This is a genomic window from Microcoleus sp. S36a_B3 (assembly GCF_036700745.1).
Lineage (GTDB): Bacteria > Cyanobacteriota > Cyanobacteriia > Cyanobacteriales > Microcoleaceae > Microcoleus.
Window position 1 is genome coordinate 246907 of record NZ_JAUBPN010000006.1, and the last position, 15649, is coordinate 262555.

11 protein-coding genes and 2 pseudogenes are annotated in these 15649 nt (G+C 45.3%); 7 read left to right on the plus strand and 6 right to left on the minus strand.

Annotated features, from left to right (window positions below; genetic code table 11):
- Positions 1-30 precede the first annotated feature (30 nt).
- Together QUA01_RS09750 and QUA01_RS09755 are read right to left on the minus strand one after the other, a co-directional pair.
- Positions 31-534 carry a hypothetical protein gene (locus QUA01_RS09750; RefSeq protein ID WP_333089272.1) on the minus strand — a complete coding sequence of 168 codons (504 nt, stop codon included), beginning with the start codon at positions 532-534 and terminating at the stop codon, positions 31-33.
- 469 nt (positions 535-1003) lie between these two features.
- A complete protein-coding gene (locus QUA01_RS09755) occupies positions 1004-3277 on the minus strand; it encodes a cation:proton antiporter (protein WP_333089270.1) in 2274 nt (757 codons plus the stop codon).
- Between the two features lie 381 nt (positions 3278-3658).
- Here QUA01_RS09755 and rpsB point away from each other — a divergent pair, with 381 nt between their 5' ends.
- The 4 genes from rpsB to recG all read left to right on the plus strand — a co-directional run bounded on the left by rpsB (position 3659) and on the right by recG (position 9510).
- A complete protein-coding gene (gene rpsB, locus QUA01_RS09760) occupies positions 3659-4489 on the plus strand; it encodes a 30S ribosomal protein S2 (RefSeq protein WP_333089269.1) in 831 nt (276 codons plus the stop codon).
- Between the two features lie 384 nt (positions 4490-4873).
- Positions 4874-5533, plus strand: coding sequence for a translation elongation factor Ts (gene tsf / locus QUA01_RS09765; protein ID WP_194070394.1), 660 nt, complete (start codon positions 4874-4876; stop codon positions 5531-5533).
- 329 nt (positions 5534-5862) lie between these two features.
- Complete coding sequence (locus QUA01_RS09770; RefSeq protein ID WP_333089265.1) at positions 5863-6852, plus strand: hypothetical protein; 990 nt, start codon at positions 5863-5865, stop codon at positions 6850-6852.
- Positions 6853-7023: 171 nt separating this feature from the next.
- The gene (gene recG, locus QUA01_RS09775) at positions 7024-9510 is read left to right on the plus strand and encodes an ATP-dependent DNA helicase RecG (protein ID WP_333089263.1); all 2487 of its coding nucleotides are present in this window, start codon (positions 7024-7026) and stop codon (positions 9508-9510) included.
- Positions 9511-9907: 397 nt separating this feature from the next.
- Here recG and QUA01_RS09780 read toward each other — a convergent pair whose 3' ends face one another.
- The gene (locus tag QUA01_RS09780) at positions 9908-10462 is read right to left on the minus strand and encodes a Uma2 family endonuclease (RefSeq protein ID WP_333089260.1); all 555 of its coding nucleotides are present in this window, start codon (positions 10460-10462) and stop codon (positions 9908-9910) included.
- 90 nt (positions 10463-10552) lie between these two features.
- On the minus strand, positions 10553-10783 hold the full coding sequence (locus tag QUA01_RS09785) for a hypothetical protein (protein ID WP_333089258.1): 231 nt from the start codon (positions 10781-10783) through the stop codon (positions 10553-10555).
- 119 nt (positions 10784-10902) lie between these two features.
- Between QUA01_RS09785 and QUA01_RS09790 the strand changes: the two genes are divergently transcribed.
- Both QUA01_RS09790 and QUA01_RS09795 read left to right on the plus strand, forming a co-directional pair.
- Complete coding sequence (locus tag QUA01_RS09790; protein ID WP_333089256.1) at positions 10903-11172, plus strand: transposase family protein; 270 nt, start codon at positions 10903-10905, stop codon at positions 11170-11172.
- Positions 11173-11358: 186 nt separating this feature from the next.
- A pseudogene (locus QUA01_RS09795) lies at positions 11359-12057 on the plus strand (ISL3 family transposase).
- 198 nt (positions 12058-12255) lie between these two features.
- On the opposite strand, the pseudogene QUA01_RS27380 reads toward QUA01_RS09795, so the two are convergent.
- Both QUA01_RS27380 and QUA01_RS09810 read right to left on the minus strand, forming a co-directional pair.
- Positions 12256-13378, minus strand: a pseudogene (locus QUA01_RS27380) (transposase).
- A 360-nt stretch (positions 13379-13738) separates the two neighbouring features.
- Complete coding sequence (locus QUA01_RS09810; RefSeq protein WP_333089253.1) at positions 13739-15049, minus strand: WD40 repeat domain-containing protein; 1311 nt, start codon at positions 15047-15049, stop codon at positions 13739-13741.
- A 166-nt stretch (positions 15050-15215) separates the two neighbouring features.
- Between QUA01_RS09810 and QUA01_RS09815 the strand changes: the two genes are divergently transcribed.
- Entirely contained in the window at positions 15216-15614 is a 399-nt protein-coding gene (locus QUA01_RS09815) for a transposase family protein (protein WP_333089251.1), read from the plus strand.
- Positions 15615-15649: the final 35 nt, after the last annotated feature.

A 15649-nucleotide genomic window follows, 5' to 3' on the forward strand; every position in this document is an offset into this window, starting at 1 on the left:
TGTCACTTCTCGATTCCCCATTGCGATCGATCAATGTTCCTGCTTCTGCGATTTCGCCACCGCTTCTCTTTGAGCCGTAAAATCAGTAGCCGCCGCCCCATCCCTCAAACTAATTTTTCCCTTAAGGGTGTCTCCCTCCAAAATTCCTCGCAGTTTAACAGAACTGTTTTGAGCGATCGCACTGGAATCCCTGCAACCTTCTAAATTAGGAACCACACCCGACAAGCTCAATCCTTGAGTTTCCCACTTACCACCTAAAGAAGGTTTCTCCTCTGCTGTTTTTTTGCGATCGGCCTCGCTGCTACCTCGCAAATTACCGTTCAAATAAACACCAGATTGCTCGATTGTCAATACCAAAGCATCAGATTTCAGACATTCCGGCAAACTGTTAGCATCGAAGCGATAACTTCCCGCAAGTGCCGGAGGAGCCTTTAAATTTGTTTCGCCGTAAGCAGTTACTACTTTAAACAGCACGGCAACAATGGCGAGGGAAATACCATAAAATGATAACATTTTGACATTAAAATGAGGCATAATTTTGGTTGTTGGCAGTTGGCAGTTGGCAGGAAAGCAGTTGGCAGTTGACAGGAAAGCAGTTGGCAGTTGGCAGTTGACAGTTGACAGGAAAGCAGTTGACAGTTGTTAGTTGTTGGTTATTGGTAGTTGGTAGTTGGTTATTGGTAGTTGACAGTTGGTTTTTGGTTTTTGGTTTTTGGCAGTTGACAGTTGGATGCTGGCAGTTGACAGTTGACAGTTGTTTTTTTTGCAGTTGGCAGTTGAATGTTGACAGTTGGTTGTTGGTTTTTGGTTTTTGCCACTTAGTTGTTAGCAGTTGGTTGTTGACGGTTGACAGTTGGCATTAAACATTAGGCATTAAGAAGTTGATATTAAAAGCTAACAACTAACCACCAACAACTGCCAACTACCAACTGCCAACTAACCACCAACAACTGCCAACTAACCACCAACAACTGCCAACTACCAACTGCCAACTAACAACTGACTACCTTCGAGGAAGTACCGAAGCCAAGTGCGATCGCGCTTTAACGTAGCACCGCGCAATCAGCAGCGAAGAATGACACTGTACCGCCAATTCATCAGTATACTGTCCCAACGTTTGGCGCTCAATTCCCCACTCCCGACTCGTACCCGCAATAGTCAAATCAGCATTAGCAGAAGCCGCAATCACCGCTTGAATGGGATCGGCAGCCTCCACAATCGGAGTTTCAATGCGCGATCGCACCTCAATAGGCAACTGTTCCATCACTCGCTGAAACTCGTAACTCAGCTCGTTGTCCTCCAACCCGTTTACCCCCACCCGCAGCACCGTCAAACGGCGTTCCTCGCTATTAACTAACAGTCTCAGCGCCAATTCTAAGCCCAAATCATCGTGAATATTTGCAGCGTAAGGCACTAACAAATTATTCAACCGTTCCCGGCCTCTGTCAACAAAAATTGCTACATCCACCTTAGCGCTGCTGAGAATTTGACCGACACGCCCTCCCAAACGGTTGCTGCTAAAAGTCGGCCTGTGCCATCCTACCAAAATCAAATCCGCGCGATCTAGTTCCGCAATTTGCGCCGTTTCCCGCGCCACATCCTTAGTAACCCGAATGATCGGATGCACGAATTTTCTCGCCTCCGGCAGTTCCAAACTATCAATTAATTCTGATAATTTCAAGCGGCGCTCTTGAATAATGCGATCGGCTTCCGCAGGCGTACTTTGAAAAGCATAATCCTCATTGAATTCGATCAAACTCAGAGGATGAACCGCCGCCGACTGCAAATCGTTACCGCCCGTACCCGCAGCCGGCAGCGCCAGCCCTACTGCTAGTTGCAGCAAACCTTTCTGCGTGCTAGGATTAGCAACTGGTACTAAAATTCGATAAGTTTTCAGCAAGTTGTTAACTGTTTCTTCGCTGCTACTAGCAATTGGTAAATCTTCTAATTCTGAATCCTCAGAGCTAACTTCTGAAATATCTAACCGAATTAACCGTTTGGGATAAGTCCACTCCAGCAGCGGCGAAGTCATAAAAGTTGTGACTAATGCCATAATAACTAACATTGTAAATAGCACCGGCGAAATCACACCCAGAGAAAGACCGATATTCAATACAATTAGTTCAGTCAAACCGCGAGTGTTCATCATCCAACCAAGCGCAGAAGCTTCGCGGTTGCTAATACCGCAGACTCTAGCAGCCGTATAAGTGCCGACATATTTTCCAATAATTGCTACTCCCAAAACTGCGGCGCACAGCAGCCACAATTCGGGACTGTTGAGCAGGCCGATTTGAGTACGCAAACCGCTGTAAGCAAAAAAGATGGGCAGCAGAAATATTAGGACAAAATCTTCGGTTTTTTCAGCTAATTCTCTGGTGAGTCCGGCATTTTTTGGCATTGCAGCACCAAGCAAAAATGCACCGAAGATTAAATGAATGCCGATCAATTCAGTAATTAAGGCAGAAGCTACAACTCCCATGTAAATTCCCGCCAGCACTAACTGCGTTAATCTGCCCGTGCGGTTGTAGTGCTTGGAAAGCCGCTGCAAGAACCAGCGGACTACAGTCATCATGAAACCAATGTAAATTAAAGATTCAATAATGGTCGGCAAAGCGCCCAGCATCGAATTAGTTCGAGTAACTGCGATCGCCACCGCTAACAAACACCACGCCGTCACATCATCTACTGCAGCGCAAGTCAGGGCCAGCGTCCCCAATTTTGTATTCTGCAAGTTGTGTTCTGTAATAATTCGGGCTAGCACCGGAAAGGCAGTAATTGACATCGCAGCGCCCAAAAACAGGGCAAAGGCTGTAAATGAAACGGTATTATTTGAAACAATCGGATACAGCAGCATTGCTAGGATGCTTCCCAGGGAAAACGGCACTAAAATGCTGACGTGGGAAGTTAAGATCGCTACATCTAAATTGTTTTTGAGATACTTAGGGTTCAGTTCTAAACCAATCAAGAACATGAAAAATATCAGCCCTACCTCAGACAGCACGTTGAGGAAGGGAACGGCTTCGGCTGGAAAAAGTGCTGTTGCTAAATCTGGTGCAACTAAGCCAAACAGAGAAGGCCCGAGCATAATTCCTGCTACAATTTCTCCAATGACTTGAGGTTGTTTGATCGATCGAAATGCTAAACCGACAAGTCTCGAAAGTGCGATCACAATTAGAACTTCAAGCAAGACGAGAATGGGGATGGGCATGGCGTTTTTAGCTTTGGGATTTTTGCGGTGCCAGAGGGAACTCGTAAAGCCAGTAGAATTGCCGATCAAACAAAATGGCTCAAAGCTCGATCGAACTAAAGAAGGCGCAAGACACGCACCAACAACGCCATTGTCTCACAACCTAACTAAGGCTTTGACAACCTTGTTATATGGATTTTTTGTTTTTGTAAGCAGCGCTTGCGAGTAACTCGCAACCGTAGGGTACGCCCCACGCACCAAGCCAGGCCGCATCTGGCTCCCTGGGGCGCGCACCCTACGGATAACCCAACCAAATGGCGATCGGATTGTCAGCAAAACTGGTGTGTCCTGTGATAAACTAGACAAGTTGTTTAAGTTCGCACATCCGGGTTTTCGGGTGTTTCCAAGGTGCAAATCTTGAGAAATACTACCGGGTGGAGGATTAACCCGAATACAGGAGTTTAAAATACAATGCCAGTAGTCAGTTTGGCTCAAATGCTAGAGTCAGGAGTTCACTTCGGACACCAAACCCGCCGGTGGAACCCGAAAATGTCTCCCTACATTTTTACAGAGCGCAACGGGGTTCACATCATCGACCTAGTGCAAACCGCTCAGCTTATGGAAGATGCCTACGAGTACATGAGAGTGGCCTCAGAAAAAGGCAAAAAGTTTTTGTTCGTGGGTACAAAGCGCCAAGCTGCCGGGATTGTAGCGCAAGAAGCTCAACGCTGCGGCGCTTACTACGTCAACCAGCGCTGGCTGGGGGGAATGCTCACCAACTGGACGACGATTAAGTCCCGCGTGGAGCGCCTCAAGGATTTGGAGCGCCGCGAGGAAATCGGTGCCCTAGATTTGTTGCCGAAAAAAGAAGCTTCGGTGCTGCGCCGAGAAATGGCAAAACTCCAGAAGTATCTGGGCGGGATCAAAACTATGCGTAAGATTCCCGACGGAGTGGTGCTGGTAGACCAACGCCGCGAGTATAATGCTGTGTTGGAATGCCAAAAGTTGGGAATTCCCATCGTCTCTCTGTTGGACACCAATTGCGACCCGGATTTGGTTGACATTGCGATTCCGGCAAATGACGATGCTATTCGATCGATCAAGCTGATTGTCGGTAAGTTGGCTGATGCCATTTACGAAGGTCGTCACGGTCAGCCCGGTGGCGACGGTGACTACGACGACGACTACGAAGGTGGCTACGAAGGCGCTGAATATGATGGCGAAATCGAAGAATTGGATGACCCCAATTATGTAGACCCCGACGAAGCCGCTGAGGCCGAGGGCGAAGAGACCGAAAGCTAATATTGCGATCGGAATTTGACACCAGGCAATTAAAAATTAAAGATTGAAAATTAAAAATAATAATTATTTTTAGTTTGATATTTTTGATTTTTAATTGTACATGGCACGAGTCTAAGTCATTAGTAGAGTTCTGGCAAAAGCATTCATTGTGTTAGTGTTAGCACCAAAATTAATTGGGGTGCTACACGTACAAAGTCCGCCCTAATGCCGACTAGGTATTTCTTCACTCCTGTCCAATCATTAACATTAAGATTAGTAACTAATGACTAATGACTAATGACTAATGACAACTAAGAGGGCGGACACGCACCATCCACCGCCCCTACTGACTAATGACTAATGACTAATGACTAATAACTAATTTTGATTGGGAACTTAAGGAAGATGGCGGATATATCTGCAAAACTTGTTAAAGAATTGCGCGACAAGACTGGCGCTGGCATGATGGACTGCAAAAAAGCCCTCATTGCAAACGAAGGCGATATCGAAACATCAATTGAGTGGTTGCGGAAAAAAGGTCTGGCTGGGGCTGACAAAAAAGCCGGACGGGTTGCCTCAGAAGGACTCGTAGGCAGCTACATTCACACGGGCGGCCGCGTGGGAGTGCTGGTGGAAGTTAACTGCGAAACTGATTTTGTGGCACGCCGCGAAGAATTCCAAAGTTTAGTACGCAATATTGCGATGCAAATTGCAGCTTGCCCGAATGTGGAATACGTGAACCTTGAAGATATTCCTGCCGAAATTGTCGAAAGAGAAAAGGCAATAGAAATGGGCAAGGATGACTTGGGCAACAAGCCGGACAATATCAAAGAAAAGATTGTTCAAGGGCGGATTGACAAGCGCATGAAAGAGTTATGTTTGATGGATCAGCCTTTTATTCGAGATCAAAATATCTCGGTGGAAGAGTTGGTGAAACAAACCATCTCCCAAATCGGAGAAAATGTCCAAGTGCGCCGCTTCGTGCGCTTTGTGTTAGGCGAAGGCATTGAGAAGGTAGAAGCTAACTTTGCCGATGAAGTAGCAGCCCAAATGGGTGCTCAGTAATTCACAATTAAGATTGGGAATTGAAATTAAAAATGTGAAAATTAGCTTTTCACATTTTTAATTTTTAATGACAAAATGGGTTTAAAGTAGTCGTAGGGTGCGTCGTCCTCAAAAAATACAAAACAAATATCGACAATCTTACAGTGACGCACGTAAGATAATTTATCGAAAATTGTACTAGAAAACAATTGTTGGCTTTGTTTCCACGGATCGGAAGTGTCAGGTAGTCGCCTTCATATTGTCGATTGAATTTAGAGATTGTTTACGGCGACACACCCTAGGAATTTTTAGTTTTATACGATGTCCTATTTTAATTTTATACGGGAGATATGGTGGGAGCAAGAGAACGCATAGAGCAAGATTTGGCAGGACTAGAAGAGAGTTTAGCAGCCTTGAATGTGGAGTTTCGCAGTACATACGACAGTTATTTAACTTCCTTGGGACAAGCGGTGCGGCAGCAGTTAATTTTGGCTTGCTATCACCTTTGCACTCAATCCGCGCCGGAGTCGTTTCTCAAGTTGTCCTTCGATGGGCGGCAAAAAATGCAGCAGTCTGTAAGGCTTTTGGCTGCTGCGTCGGAGGAAAAATTGCGATCGCTAGTGACTGAAGCAGAGGCAGAGGAAGAGGAAGAGGAAGAGGAAGAGGACTTCGACAAAAACGAAGAAGAGGAAGAGGAAGAGGAAGAAGAGGAGGAAGAGGAAGAAGAAGAGGAAGAGGAAGAAGAAGAGGAAGAGGAAGAGGAAGAGGAAGAGGAAGAGGAAGAGGAAGAGGAAGAGGAAGAGGAAGAGGAAAAGAAACAACTTTCAGCCATTAACTATCTATTTTCAGTGGCAAATTATCATGTGCCAAATGCTAATTCTCCCGAAAGTTTGGCGCGCTGGCAAAATAGTATTGAAAAGTCGATCGTCCTGATTCTCAAACTGCTTTCTCGTGACACCAACCGCTTGCTGCAACAGTCGGGAATCTTGCCCAATCAATTGCCAGAACCTATTCTAGAAGCTGCTTATGCTGCTGAAGCTTCGGGCGACAGCGTTGCTGGGCCGCCTAACTTATTAAACTTAATCGTTCAAGCCGATAGCTCTTCGGCACCGCCAAACTTAGCACAAGCACAGGTTACTATGGCCGTGCACATTACAGCAATTAAACTGCGGTTGTCAGAAATAGAGTTTGCCGATGCGGGAACTTCGGCTTGGCGCCAGCAAGTTCGCAACCTCTCTGTGAAGTTAAACTCCCTAGGCCGGGATTACCAGAAAAAGCAGCGGGAACTTGCTGTGGTGGAGGCTGAGTCGGCTTGGCGATCGAGTTGGTTTGAAGATTAGTCAGTTGGTTGTTGGCAGTTGGCCGTTGACAGTTGGCAGTTGGTTGTTGGCAGTTGGTTGTTGTCTGGGATTCTTGAGCTATGATTAATGACTAATGACTAATGACTAACAACTAATGACTAACAACTAATGACTGATGACTGATGACTAATGACTAATAACTAATGACTGATGACTAACAACCAACCAGAATGGCAGCGATTGCAAAAAGCTCTTTCAGTAGAAGCCGATCGCGGATTTAACGACATCCAGGGCACCCAATACCGCTTCAGCGAGTTTCTCGGCTTGAGTTTGAGACAGTTAGCCGGTGTTGTGGCGGCTTCTGCGCGCGATCGTGCCAGACAACTAGCTGTGGAATTTGACATCTACCCGCAGAAGGATCTCGAACAGCGCCAGCATTCGATCGCCATTACAGTGAGTTTCCTCAGACAAATGGAGCAAGTTTGGGAAGAACAAACCACACAAGTCAGACCCGCAAACGCCGCCGAGTCGGTCGCCCCAGCCGTTTCCGTTCCCCGAACAGCACCGCTGAGTGCGGCACCGCCACCGCCCAGCTTGACCCTCGACCAACCCTTAACCCGCGTCACCGGCATCGGCCCCGCCAACGGCAACCGCTTGTTAAAACTCGGTTTAAACACTGTATACGACTTGCTTTACTACTATCCCCGCAACCACATCGACTATGCAAAGCAAGTACAAATTCGCGAGTTGGTAGCAGGGGAAACTGTGACTTTAATCGCCGAAGTAAAGCGGTGCAATTGCTTTTCTAGCCCGAAGAATAAGAAATTAACGATATTAGAAGTAATTTTAAAAGACCGCACGGGAGAAATAAAAATTAGTCGCTTTTTTGCCGGGCCTCGCTACAGCAATCGCGGCTGGCAAGAATTCAAAAAGCGCGAGTATTGTACTGGTGCGGTGTTGGCTGCTTCGGGGTTGGTGAAGCAGGGTAAATATGGCATTACTTTAGATAATCCTGAGTTGGAAGTATTAGACGACTCCGGCGGTGCGATCGAATCTATGAAAGTCGGCCGCCTGATACCTGTTTATCCGCTGACGGAAGGGGTAGACGCGGGTTCGGTGAGGCGATCGATTTTGGCTGCGATGCCGGCGGCGAAACTATTACCGGAATCGCTACCGGATGATTTGCGCGAGCGTTACGGTTTAATGGGTTTAGCCGATGCGGTGGCAAATATTCACTTTCCGCTCGATCGCGATTGCTTGTCCGCCGCCCGCCGACGCCTAGTTTTTGACGAATTTTTCTACCTGCAATTAGGACTTTTGAAGCGCCGCCAAACCCAAAGAAAAGCCCAAGCTAGCGCAGTCATTCTTCCTAGCGGCAAATTGATCGAACATTTCTATGAAATCTTGCCTTTTGCCTTGACAAATGCCCAGGAAAGAGTAATTAATGACATCCTCAACGATTTGGCTTCGTCGCAACCGATGAACCGATTAGTACAAGGCGATGTCGGCGCGGGCAAAACCGTAGTCGCCGTAGTCGCAATGCTAGCAGCAATTCAATCGGGTTATCAAGCCGCTTTAATGGCACCGACAGAAGTTTTAGCAGAACAGCATTACCGTAAATTGGTAGGTTGGTTTAATTTGATGCACTTGTCTGTGGAACTGTTAACTGGTTCGACAAAAGTAGCCAAGCGCCGAGAAATTCACAGCCAGTTAGAAACGGGAGAATTGCCTGTTTTAGTGGGAACTCACGCGCTGATTCAAGATACAGTAAATTTCCACAAATTAGGTTTGGCGGTAATTGACGAACAGCACAGATTTGGGGTGCAGCAGCGGGCTAAATTGCAGCAAAAAGGCGAATCTCCGCACGTTTTGACGATGACGGCAACTCCCATTCCCCGGACGCTGGCGCTGACGCTGCACGGCGATTTAGATGTGAGTCAAATTGATGAACTTCCCCCCGGTAGGCAGGCAATTCAAACGACGGTTCTGTCGGCAAAAGAACGCATCCAGGCTTACGATTTGATTCGCCGGGAAGTGGCGAGCGGCCGTCAAGTTTATGTGGTGCTGCCACTGGTGGAAGAGTCGGAAAAGTTGGATGTGCGATCGGCAATTGAAGAAAAAGAAAAACTTCAAAGCAGTGTATTTCCTGAGTTTAAGGTGGGTTTGCTCCACGGCAGGATGAGCAGTGCGGACAAAGATGAGGCAATTACGAAGTTTCGAGACAAAGAAACTGATATTTTAGTATCTACAACTGTGGTGGAGGTGGGAGTAGATGTGCCGAATGCTACGGTAATGCTGATTGAAAATTCGGAGCGTTTTGGACTGTCGCAATTGCACCAATTGCGGGGTCGTGTCGGCCGGGGCAGCAACCGTTCTTATTGTTTGTTAATGCCGGGTTCTAAGACGGCGGAAGCTATGCAGAGAATGAAGGTTTTAGAACAATCTCAGGATGGTTTTTTTATTGCGGAAATGGATATGAGATTGCGGGGGCCGGGTCAGGTTTTGGGAACTCGGCAGTCGGGTTTGCCGGATTTTGCTTTGGCGAGTTTGGTGGAAGATCAGGAGGTTTTGGAGTTGGCGAGGGCTGCCGCACAAATGGTGATTGAGAATGATGAAAGTTTGAATCAGTGGCCTGTGGTGCGGGATGAGTTGGAGAGGAGATATCAGCGGATGATGAGCGGCTCGATTTTGACTTAAGAAACCCAAAAAACCCGGCGGTTGAAACCACGTCTACACAGACACTCACGCGCCTGCGCGGGTTGAAGATTTTAGGCGATGATTTTCACATTTCCGAATACTCTCTTCGTCGGCTTGGAGTGGACATCGTTTGACTTTCTGGCGGTTTCGTAAGGATTCAGGTATCTGAAACGTAGTCACAGAGGGACTTGTAAAATTCAAAAATTCGCTAAATCAATAGCTTGATTCTCAATAAATACGAAAATAAAAGCTTTCATGGTTTCTTAATAAGAATAAAGATTTTACGATAATTCGATCAAATGCTTATGCCCTATAGGTTTTACTACTTTTGGCATGACCTGAATCCTTACGTTTTTGCAATCGAGCCAAATGCTTCGGTTTAATCAGACTCATTTACCTAATTACCTAATAAACGCTCGATCGCAATTGAAACATCGGGAAAAGCCAGGGGGTTAATATTACCGTGAGTCAGAGTTTCTCTGAATTGATAGCCTTCATCGGTAGGATCTCGAAACACGATTAATTCCATAGTTCGCAAATTGACAACCCAATACTCGGCAATCCCGGCTGCTGCGTAAATTTTGCTTTTAATTCCCAAGTCTTTAGTTAGGGTAGAATTGGAGTATTCTATCAGCCAAAAGATGTTTTCTGGATAGGGATGATGTTCTCGATAATTTTGTCCCAAACGTTGAATTACAGCGATATCTGGTTCGGGTTCGGAGTTGTTAAGTGGCAAGGTAATCGGCTTACCTTGCCGCACTTTAGCCCGATCGCCCAGCAAGTACATTAGGTACTCTCCAGCCTCATCGCTACAGTAAGCATGAGATTCTCCTTCGGGAGCTATTTCGATGATTTCTCCACCTATTAGTTCAACTTTTCGCCCTTCCAGAATGCCGGCTTCAATGATGCGGTGGTAGTCTGCAACCGTCCATTTTACAGTTGTGACGCTCACGGCGATTACTCCTATGTTTTTAGTGTTATTTTACAGGCGATCGCACATTTATCTCAAAGAGGTTGGCAATCCAGATTTCACCTCTGATTGTCATGCCAAATCCTCATGTTTGAGGAGTTCTGAATATTGGCTGATTCCGAGTTCCGCAAGCTGTCGGTCTTCTTCGGCAAATTCGCTGTAGAGTTCAGCTAAGTTAGTTTCATCGATCGCAGGAATACTCACTAATCTGGCACGGAATTTCAGGAAGCTAATAAATTCAACTACTTGTTGGAGTTGTTCTCGATCGAACTTTTCTAATTCTTGTTGGATTAACTCTCTCATGACAGTTATATTTGTTGTCAAGTTTTCTGTATTATAGCCCGATCGCCCATCAATCCAAAAGTGCGATCGGCTCTCCTGAGTTTGTGGTGTAAAATGTACCTACTAATACATTTACCGTTATGAGCTTCCATCTAGATTATCTATTAGCCTTGCCTGGAGTCAGGGTTGAAACTTGTACTCAAGTTGAGGGAAAAATTTTCTTGGGACTGAGCATTTTATCAGAAGGAATTGTTTGTCATCATTGTAACAATCCTACCAAAAAACTGCATCAAAATCGACCAATTTTAGTAAGAAATTTGTCGGTTTTTGGTCGTCCTGTATATCTAAAAATCCCACGACGGCAGTTTTACTGTCCTAACTTACTCAACGGTATCCAACAGAAAAATTAGATTTTTTGGACGTTAAAAGACGGCATACTCAACGATACGAACAAAATATTTATGAGCGTGTTAAACAATCGAGCCTGGAGCAAATTGGTAGAGAATAAGGACTGAGTTATGACGAAATAAAAGGAATATTTGAGCAGGTAAACACCCTAAAAAAAAACGAATTGGCAACGGGTTAAACGAATTGGTCTGGATGAGATAAGTATGCGAAAATGTCAAGGAAATTTTGTGACTGTTGTGAGTGACCTGGGCGAAGGTAATTTAATTGAGATGATTGATTCTGATCGCTGTGAAGAAATCATTGAAGTCCTGATGCAACAAGCAATTGAGGTTCGTGAACAAGTTGAGGAAGTCAGTGTTGATATGTGGGGAGGATTCCCTAAAGTTATCAAAAAAGTATTCCCAAATGCCAAAGTTATTATTGATCGTTTTCATGTGATGGAAGTAGTTAATAAAGACTTAAATAAGTTACGTAGAGCAGCCGAAATAACAGATAGGTAAAGTAAATATTTATTATTATGTAGTCGACTAAAATTAAATCAAGACCAGATTGATAAATCATAAATGACACTAGAAAAATCCGAATGTTTTCGAATTGCGTATGAGATGAAAGAAAAATTTAGAGAAATATATGAGACTAATTTGACGGTACAAAAAGGGCAGAAGAAAATCAAAGTATGGCTAAATCATGCACAAGTATTTTTTAGAGAAGCTGCATCAACAATTGAGAATCATTTTGAGGGTATTTGCAACTACTTTCTTCATCGCATAACAAGTGGAGTCATGGAAGGAATCAACAATCGGATTAAGTTGATAATGCGGCAAGGGTATGGTTTTTCTAATTTTAATAATTTTAGGAATCGCGTATTAGCTTGCTTTTCTGATTAGATAAACTTATAACCATAAGTTCAGGAGAGCCGTGCGATCGCCCATCAATCCAAAAGTGCGATCGCCCATCCACAAAAAAACCCGATCGCCCTGAAACCGACCGAAAATTTGTCTGCTTTGTGGCACAGTCCGCCGGGGGTTGAAACCCCCGTCTCATAGCTAAAGTCGGTTGAAACTGAGATCTTGCACCATTCTCAATTAGCCATACTGCCAACCACTAACAGTGATGTCAAAACCCTGCTGACGATCTAAACTCTGGGTGCGATCGATATTAATTAACAGCCCCAAAACTACTAGAGATGCCAACAAAGTTTCTCTCGCCAGTAGCGCCGCCTCTCCCCAATATGGCAAGGTAGTTTTTCCCGATGCTAGATATGCCCAGAAGGCGAGAAAGTAGGCAATAAAAGATAATACTAGCCAGCGATAAACTCCCAATAAAGTGCTTTGTCCAAACCGATGCAAACCAAACCAATTTTTCACTGTTTTAAAGAATCCTTCCATCTGCCAACGTCTTCTACCGAGTCGAGTAATGTAGACAGCAGATAAAGGTTTTGTCGAAATTACAAAGCATTTTTCGAGACTGCCATCATCCCGTTTGAGCCAATACCAAGACAGGGTGACTGGAAAGTTTAATCCTTGCAGCACTACTTACTGACCTCTTTGCAGTCCTTGGTTTACCTGCCGTGCATCTGCCAACCTCCGATCGCTCCTAATCCCAAAAATACCACTTGTACGTGGTTGTTTTTTTACCCAGTTGAGCATTTCTATACTGCCAAATGCGCTATCACCTAATACTCGGATTTCATAATGTGCTGTTAAGGTTTTTGGCAGAGTTTTTAGCAATCTTTGACCGAGTTTTATTGGCACCAACTCTCCCTTGCCCCGATAGACTCGGAACCCCCAGCGTACTCGACTTCTTCCCACAAGTATGTAGAGGACTAACAGGTGCAATCCTCATTTACCATTATAAACTATAATTAGTTTCCCTAACCCTGAGAACTTACCAATTTTTTCGAGGGTGGTCATATCCAAAATTACCGTCAAAATTGGTCGCCTCCCAACCCGTCTTTCGGCTTTGACTTGCCTGATAATTTTGGTTCGCACAACTCGAATTACTGCCCGCACTGACCATTGGTAATGATTGAGGAAGCGACTAATCGCGCTGGCACTTACTGTTTGAGAGTGAGTCGGGTAAACTTTGTCATGTTGCTTCCAGAAATAGACCTAGCAAGGCTCGCAGACTTTTTCGTTGATATTTGCTTGGCATTAAATCCATGAAGGTATAGACTAATGCTTGAGCATAATTAAGAAGGGTTGACATTAACTTATCACATTGTTTATACGTCCTGTTTTTCATATTTTGGCACAAAATGCCAGGGCTAATTGAGAATGGTGCAAGATCTCAGTTGAAACCGACTAAAGATTCGCAGGAAACCGATACACATCAACTAACTCTTCAGTCTTCTTTCGGAGGACTTTCGCTATGAGACAGGGGTTTCAACCCCTGGCGGACTCGGCGACGAACCAATTAGCCCCGACTGCGCGGACTAACTAACGGACTAACAAATCAAATGCGATCGCCCATCAACAAAAAATGCGATCGCGGGGGTTCAGAAACCGGGTTTTTTCCGAAATACTTCCCTACAACCCACAGATTCGGGCAAAAACCCGGTTTCTTGGATTATCGCCCGCCGCTAACTCCCTCCAATCGCAGGAAATGCACCCTGCCCAACGAATCCCCCGCTACAACTGTCACTCCATCAGGCAAAATTGCACAGCAATTAAACTCAGCATCTCCGCTGAAACTAGCAATTTCTTTGCCATTAAGCAAATCCCAGATTTTCAGGGTTTTATCGTCTGAAGCGGAAATCGCTCTCTGGCCGTCGGGTGCGATCAATACTGCTCTTACCTCGCTAGTATGACCCGTGAGCTTTTTCAGTTCCCAGCCGCTGTCTGTATCCCAGATTTTCAAGGTTTTATCCCATGCAGCCGAAATCGCTGTTAGGCCGTCTGGTGCGATCGCTACTGCCGTTACATAGCCAGTATGACCGGTGAGAGTTTTCAATTCCCAACCGCTGTCTGTGTCCCAGATTTTCAGCGTGCTATCACTTGAAGAAGAAATCACGGTCTTGCCGTCGGGTGCGATCGCTACTGCGTTTACACCGAAAGTATGACCGATGAGAGTTGTCAATTCCCAGCCTGTCTCGATGTCCCAGATTTTCAGGGTTTCATCGCATGAAGCGGAAATCGCGGTTTTACCGTTGGGTGCGATCGCCACTGCTGTTACCCCGCTACTATGACCCGTGAGAGTTTTCAGTTCCCGACCTGTCTTGGTGTTCCAGAGTTTCAGGGTTTTATCCCATGAAGCGGAAATCGCGGTTTTACCGTTGGGTGCGATCGCCACTGCTGTTACCGAGTAACTATGACCGGTGAGAGTTTTCAGTTCCCGGCCTGTCTCGGTGTCCCAGATTTTCAGCGTATTATCCCCGGAAGCGGAAATCGCGGTTTTGCCGTCGGGTGCGATCGCCACTGCATTTACGCCGTCAGTATGACCGGTGAGAGTTCTAAGTTCGGTACCTGTCTCGGTGTCCCAGATTTTCAGTTCATTCCGTGAAGCGAAAATCGCTGTTTTACCGTCTGGTGCGATCGCAACTGCATCTACCTTGCCAGTATGACCGGTGAGAGTTCGCAGACATCCTTCTCCAGGTTGCTCTAAATTAGCCTTCAAAGGCCGCAACCAAACACTATCTTTCCACTGCTTTGCCTGTTCCAACATCCCCTGAATCTCAGGCACCTCAAAATCCAGCAACCTCCCCAACAATTGCCCAGCCAACTGCGTTTTATCCCCATCCAAAACCTGCGCCGACTTACGAATTGCCCCTTGAATCAATCTCAGAGTTTGACTTTGCCCCTCCGACAACAAAACATCAGAAACCCTCGCCAAATCATAATCATCAATTAACGCTTGAACCCCCAAAAATTCCAGTTTCATCTCAATAAAACCGAAATCCGTCAACCAAGCACAATAACGGTCAACCTTCCCCCCTTTCGCAAATCTCTTCGGCAGGGTGGATTAATTGTCAACGCAATAATGTATCATAGAAGAGGCAATCAGATATTACCATCGGGTAAAACTATCACTATAGGACAAAGAATTAATGAATTTATTAGAAGCGATTAAATTAGTTCCAGACCATCGAAAAAACCGAGGAATTAGACATCCACTCTGGCTTATGCTCACCATAATTTTGTTGGGTAGTTGCACGGGATATTGGGGGTATAAGCCCTTGGTAGAATTTACAAAAAATCATCGAAAAACCCTCATAAAATTATTGGCTCTCCCGCCGGATATTCGCTTTCGATCAGATTCAAGGTTTAGAAATATAATTCAAGCATTAGATTTTGAGATTTTAGCAGTTGTTTTTAATGTGTGGTGTAAACAAACATTGTCAATAGACGAAGGAGAATTGATGGCAATGGACGGAAAAAGCCTTAAAAGTACCTTGACAGGTGGTAACAGCTCTTACCACAACTTTGTCACTATGGTTTCCGTTTAGAGTCATCATCATGGATGGGTAGTGAGACATCAAGT

Bases quoted from the DNA above. Each gene is read 5' to 3' on its own strand.
- QUA01_RS09750 (WP_333089272.1), bottom strand. From the start codon at position 534: ATGCCTCATTTTAATGTCAAAATGTTATCATTTTATGGTATTTCCCTC.
- rpsB (WP_333089269.1), top strand. From the start codon at position 3,659: ATGCCAGTAGTCAGTTTGGCTCAAATGCTAGAGTCAGGAGTTCACTTC.
- tsf (WP_194070394.1), top strand. From the start codon at position 4,874: ATGGCGGATATATCTGCAAAACTTGTTAAAGAATTGCGCGACAAGACT.
- QUA01_RS09770 (WP_333089265.1), top strand. From the start codon at position 5,863: ATGGTGGGAGCAAGAGAACGCATAGAGCAAGATTTGGCAGGACTAGAA.
- recG (WP_333089263.1), top strand. From the start codon at position 7,024: ATGACTAACAACCAACCAGAATGGCAGCGATTGCAAAAAGCTCTTTCA.
- QUA01_RS09785 (WP_333089258.1), bottom strand. From the start codon at position 10,783: ATGAGAGAGTTAATCCAACAAGAATTAGAAAAGTTCGATCGAGAACAA.
- QUA01_RS09790 (WP_333089256.1), top strand. From the start codon at position 10,903: ATGAGCTTCCATCTAGATTATCTATTAGCCTTGCCTGGAGTCAGGGTT.
- QUA01_RS09810 (WP_333089253.1), bottom strand. From the start codon at position 15,049: ATGAAACTGGAATTTTTGGGGGTTCAAGCGTTAATTGATGATTATGAT.
- QUA01_RS09815 (WP_333089251.1), top strand. From the start codon at position 15,216: ATGAATTTATTAGAAGCGATTAAATTAGTTCCAGACCATCGAAAAAAC.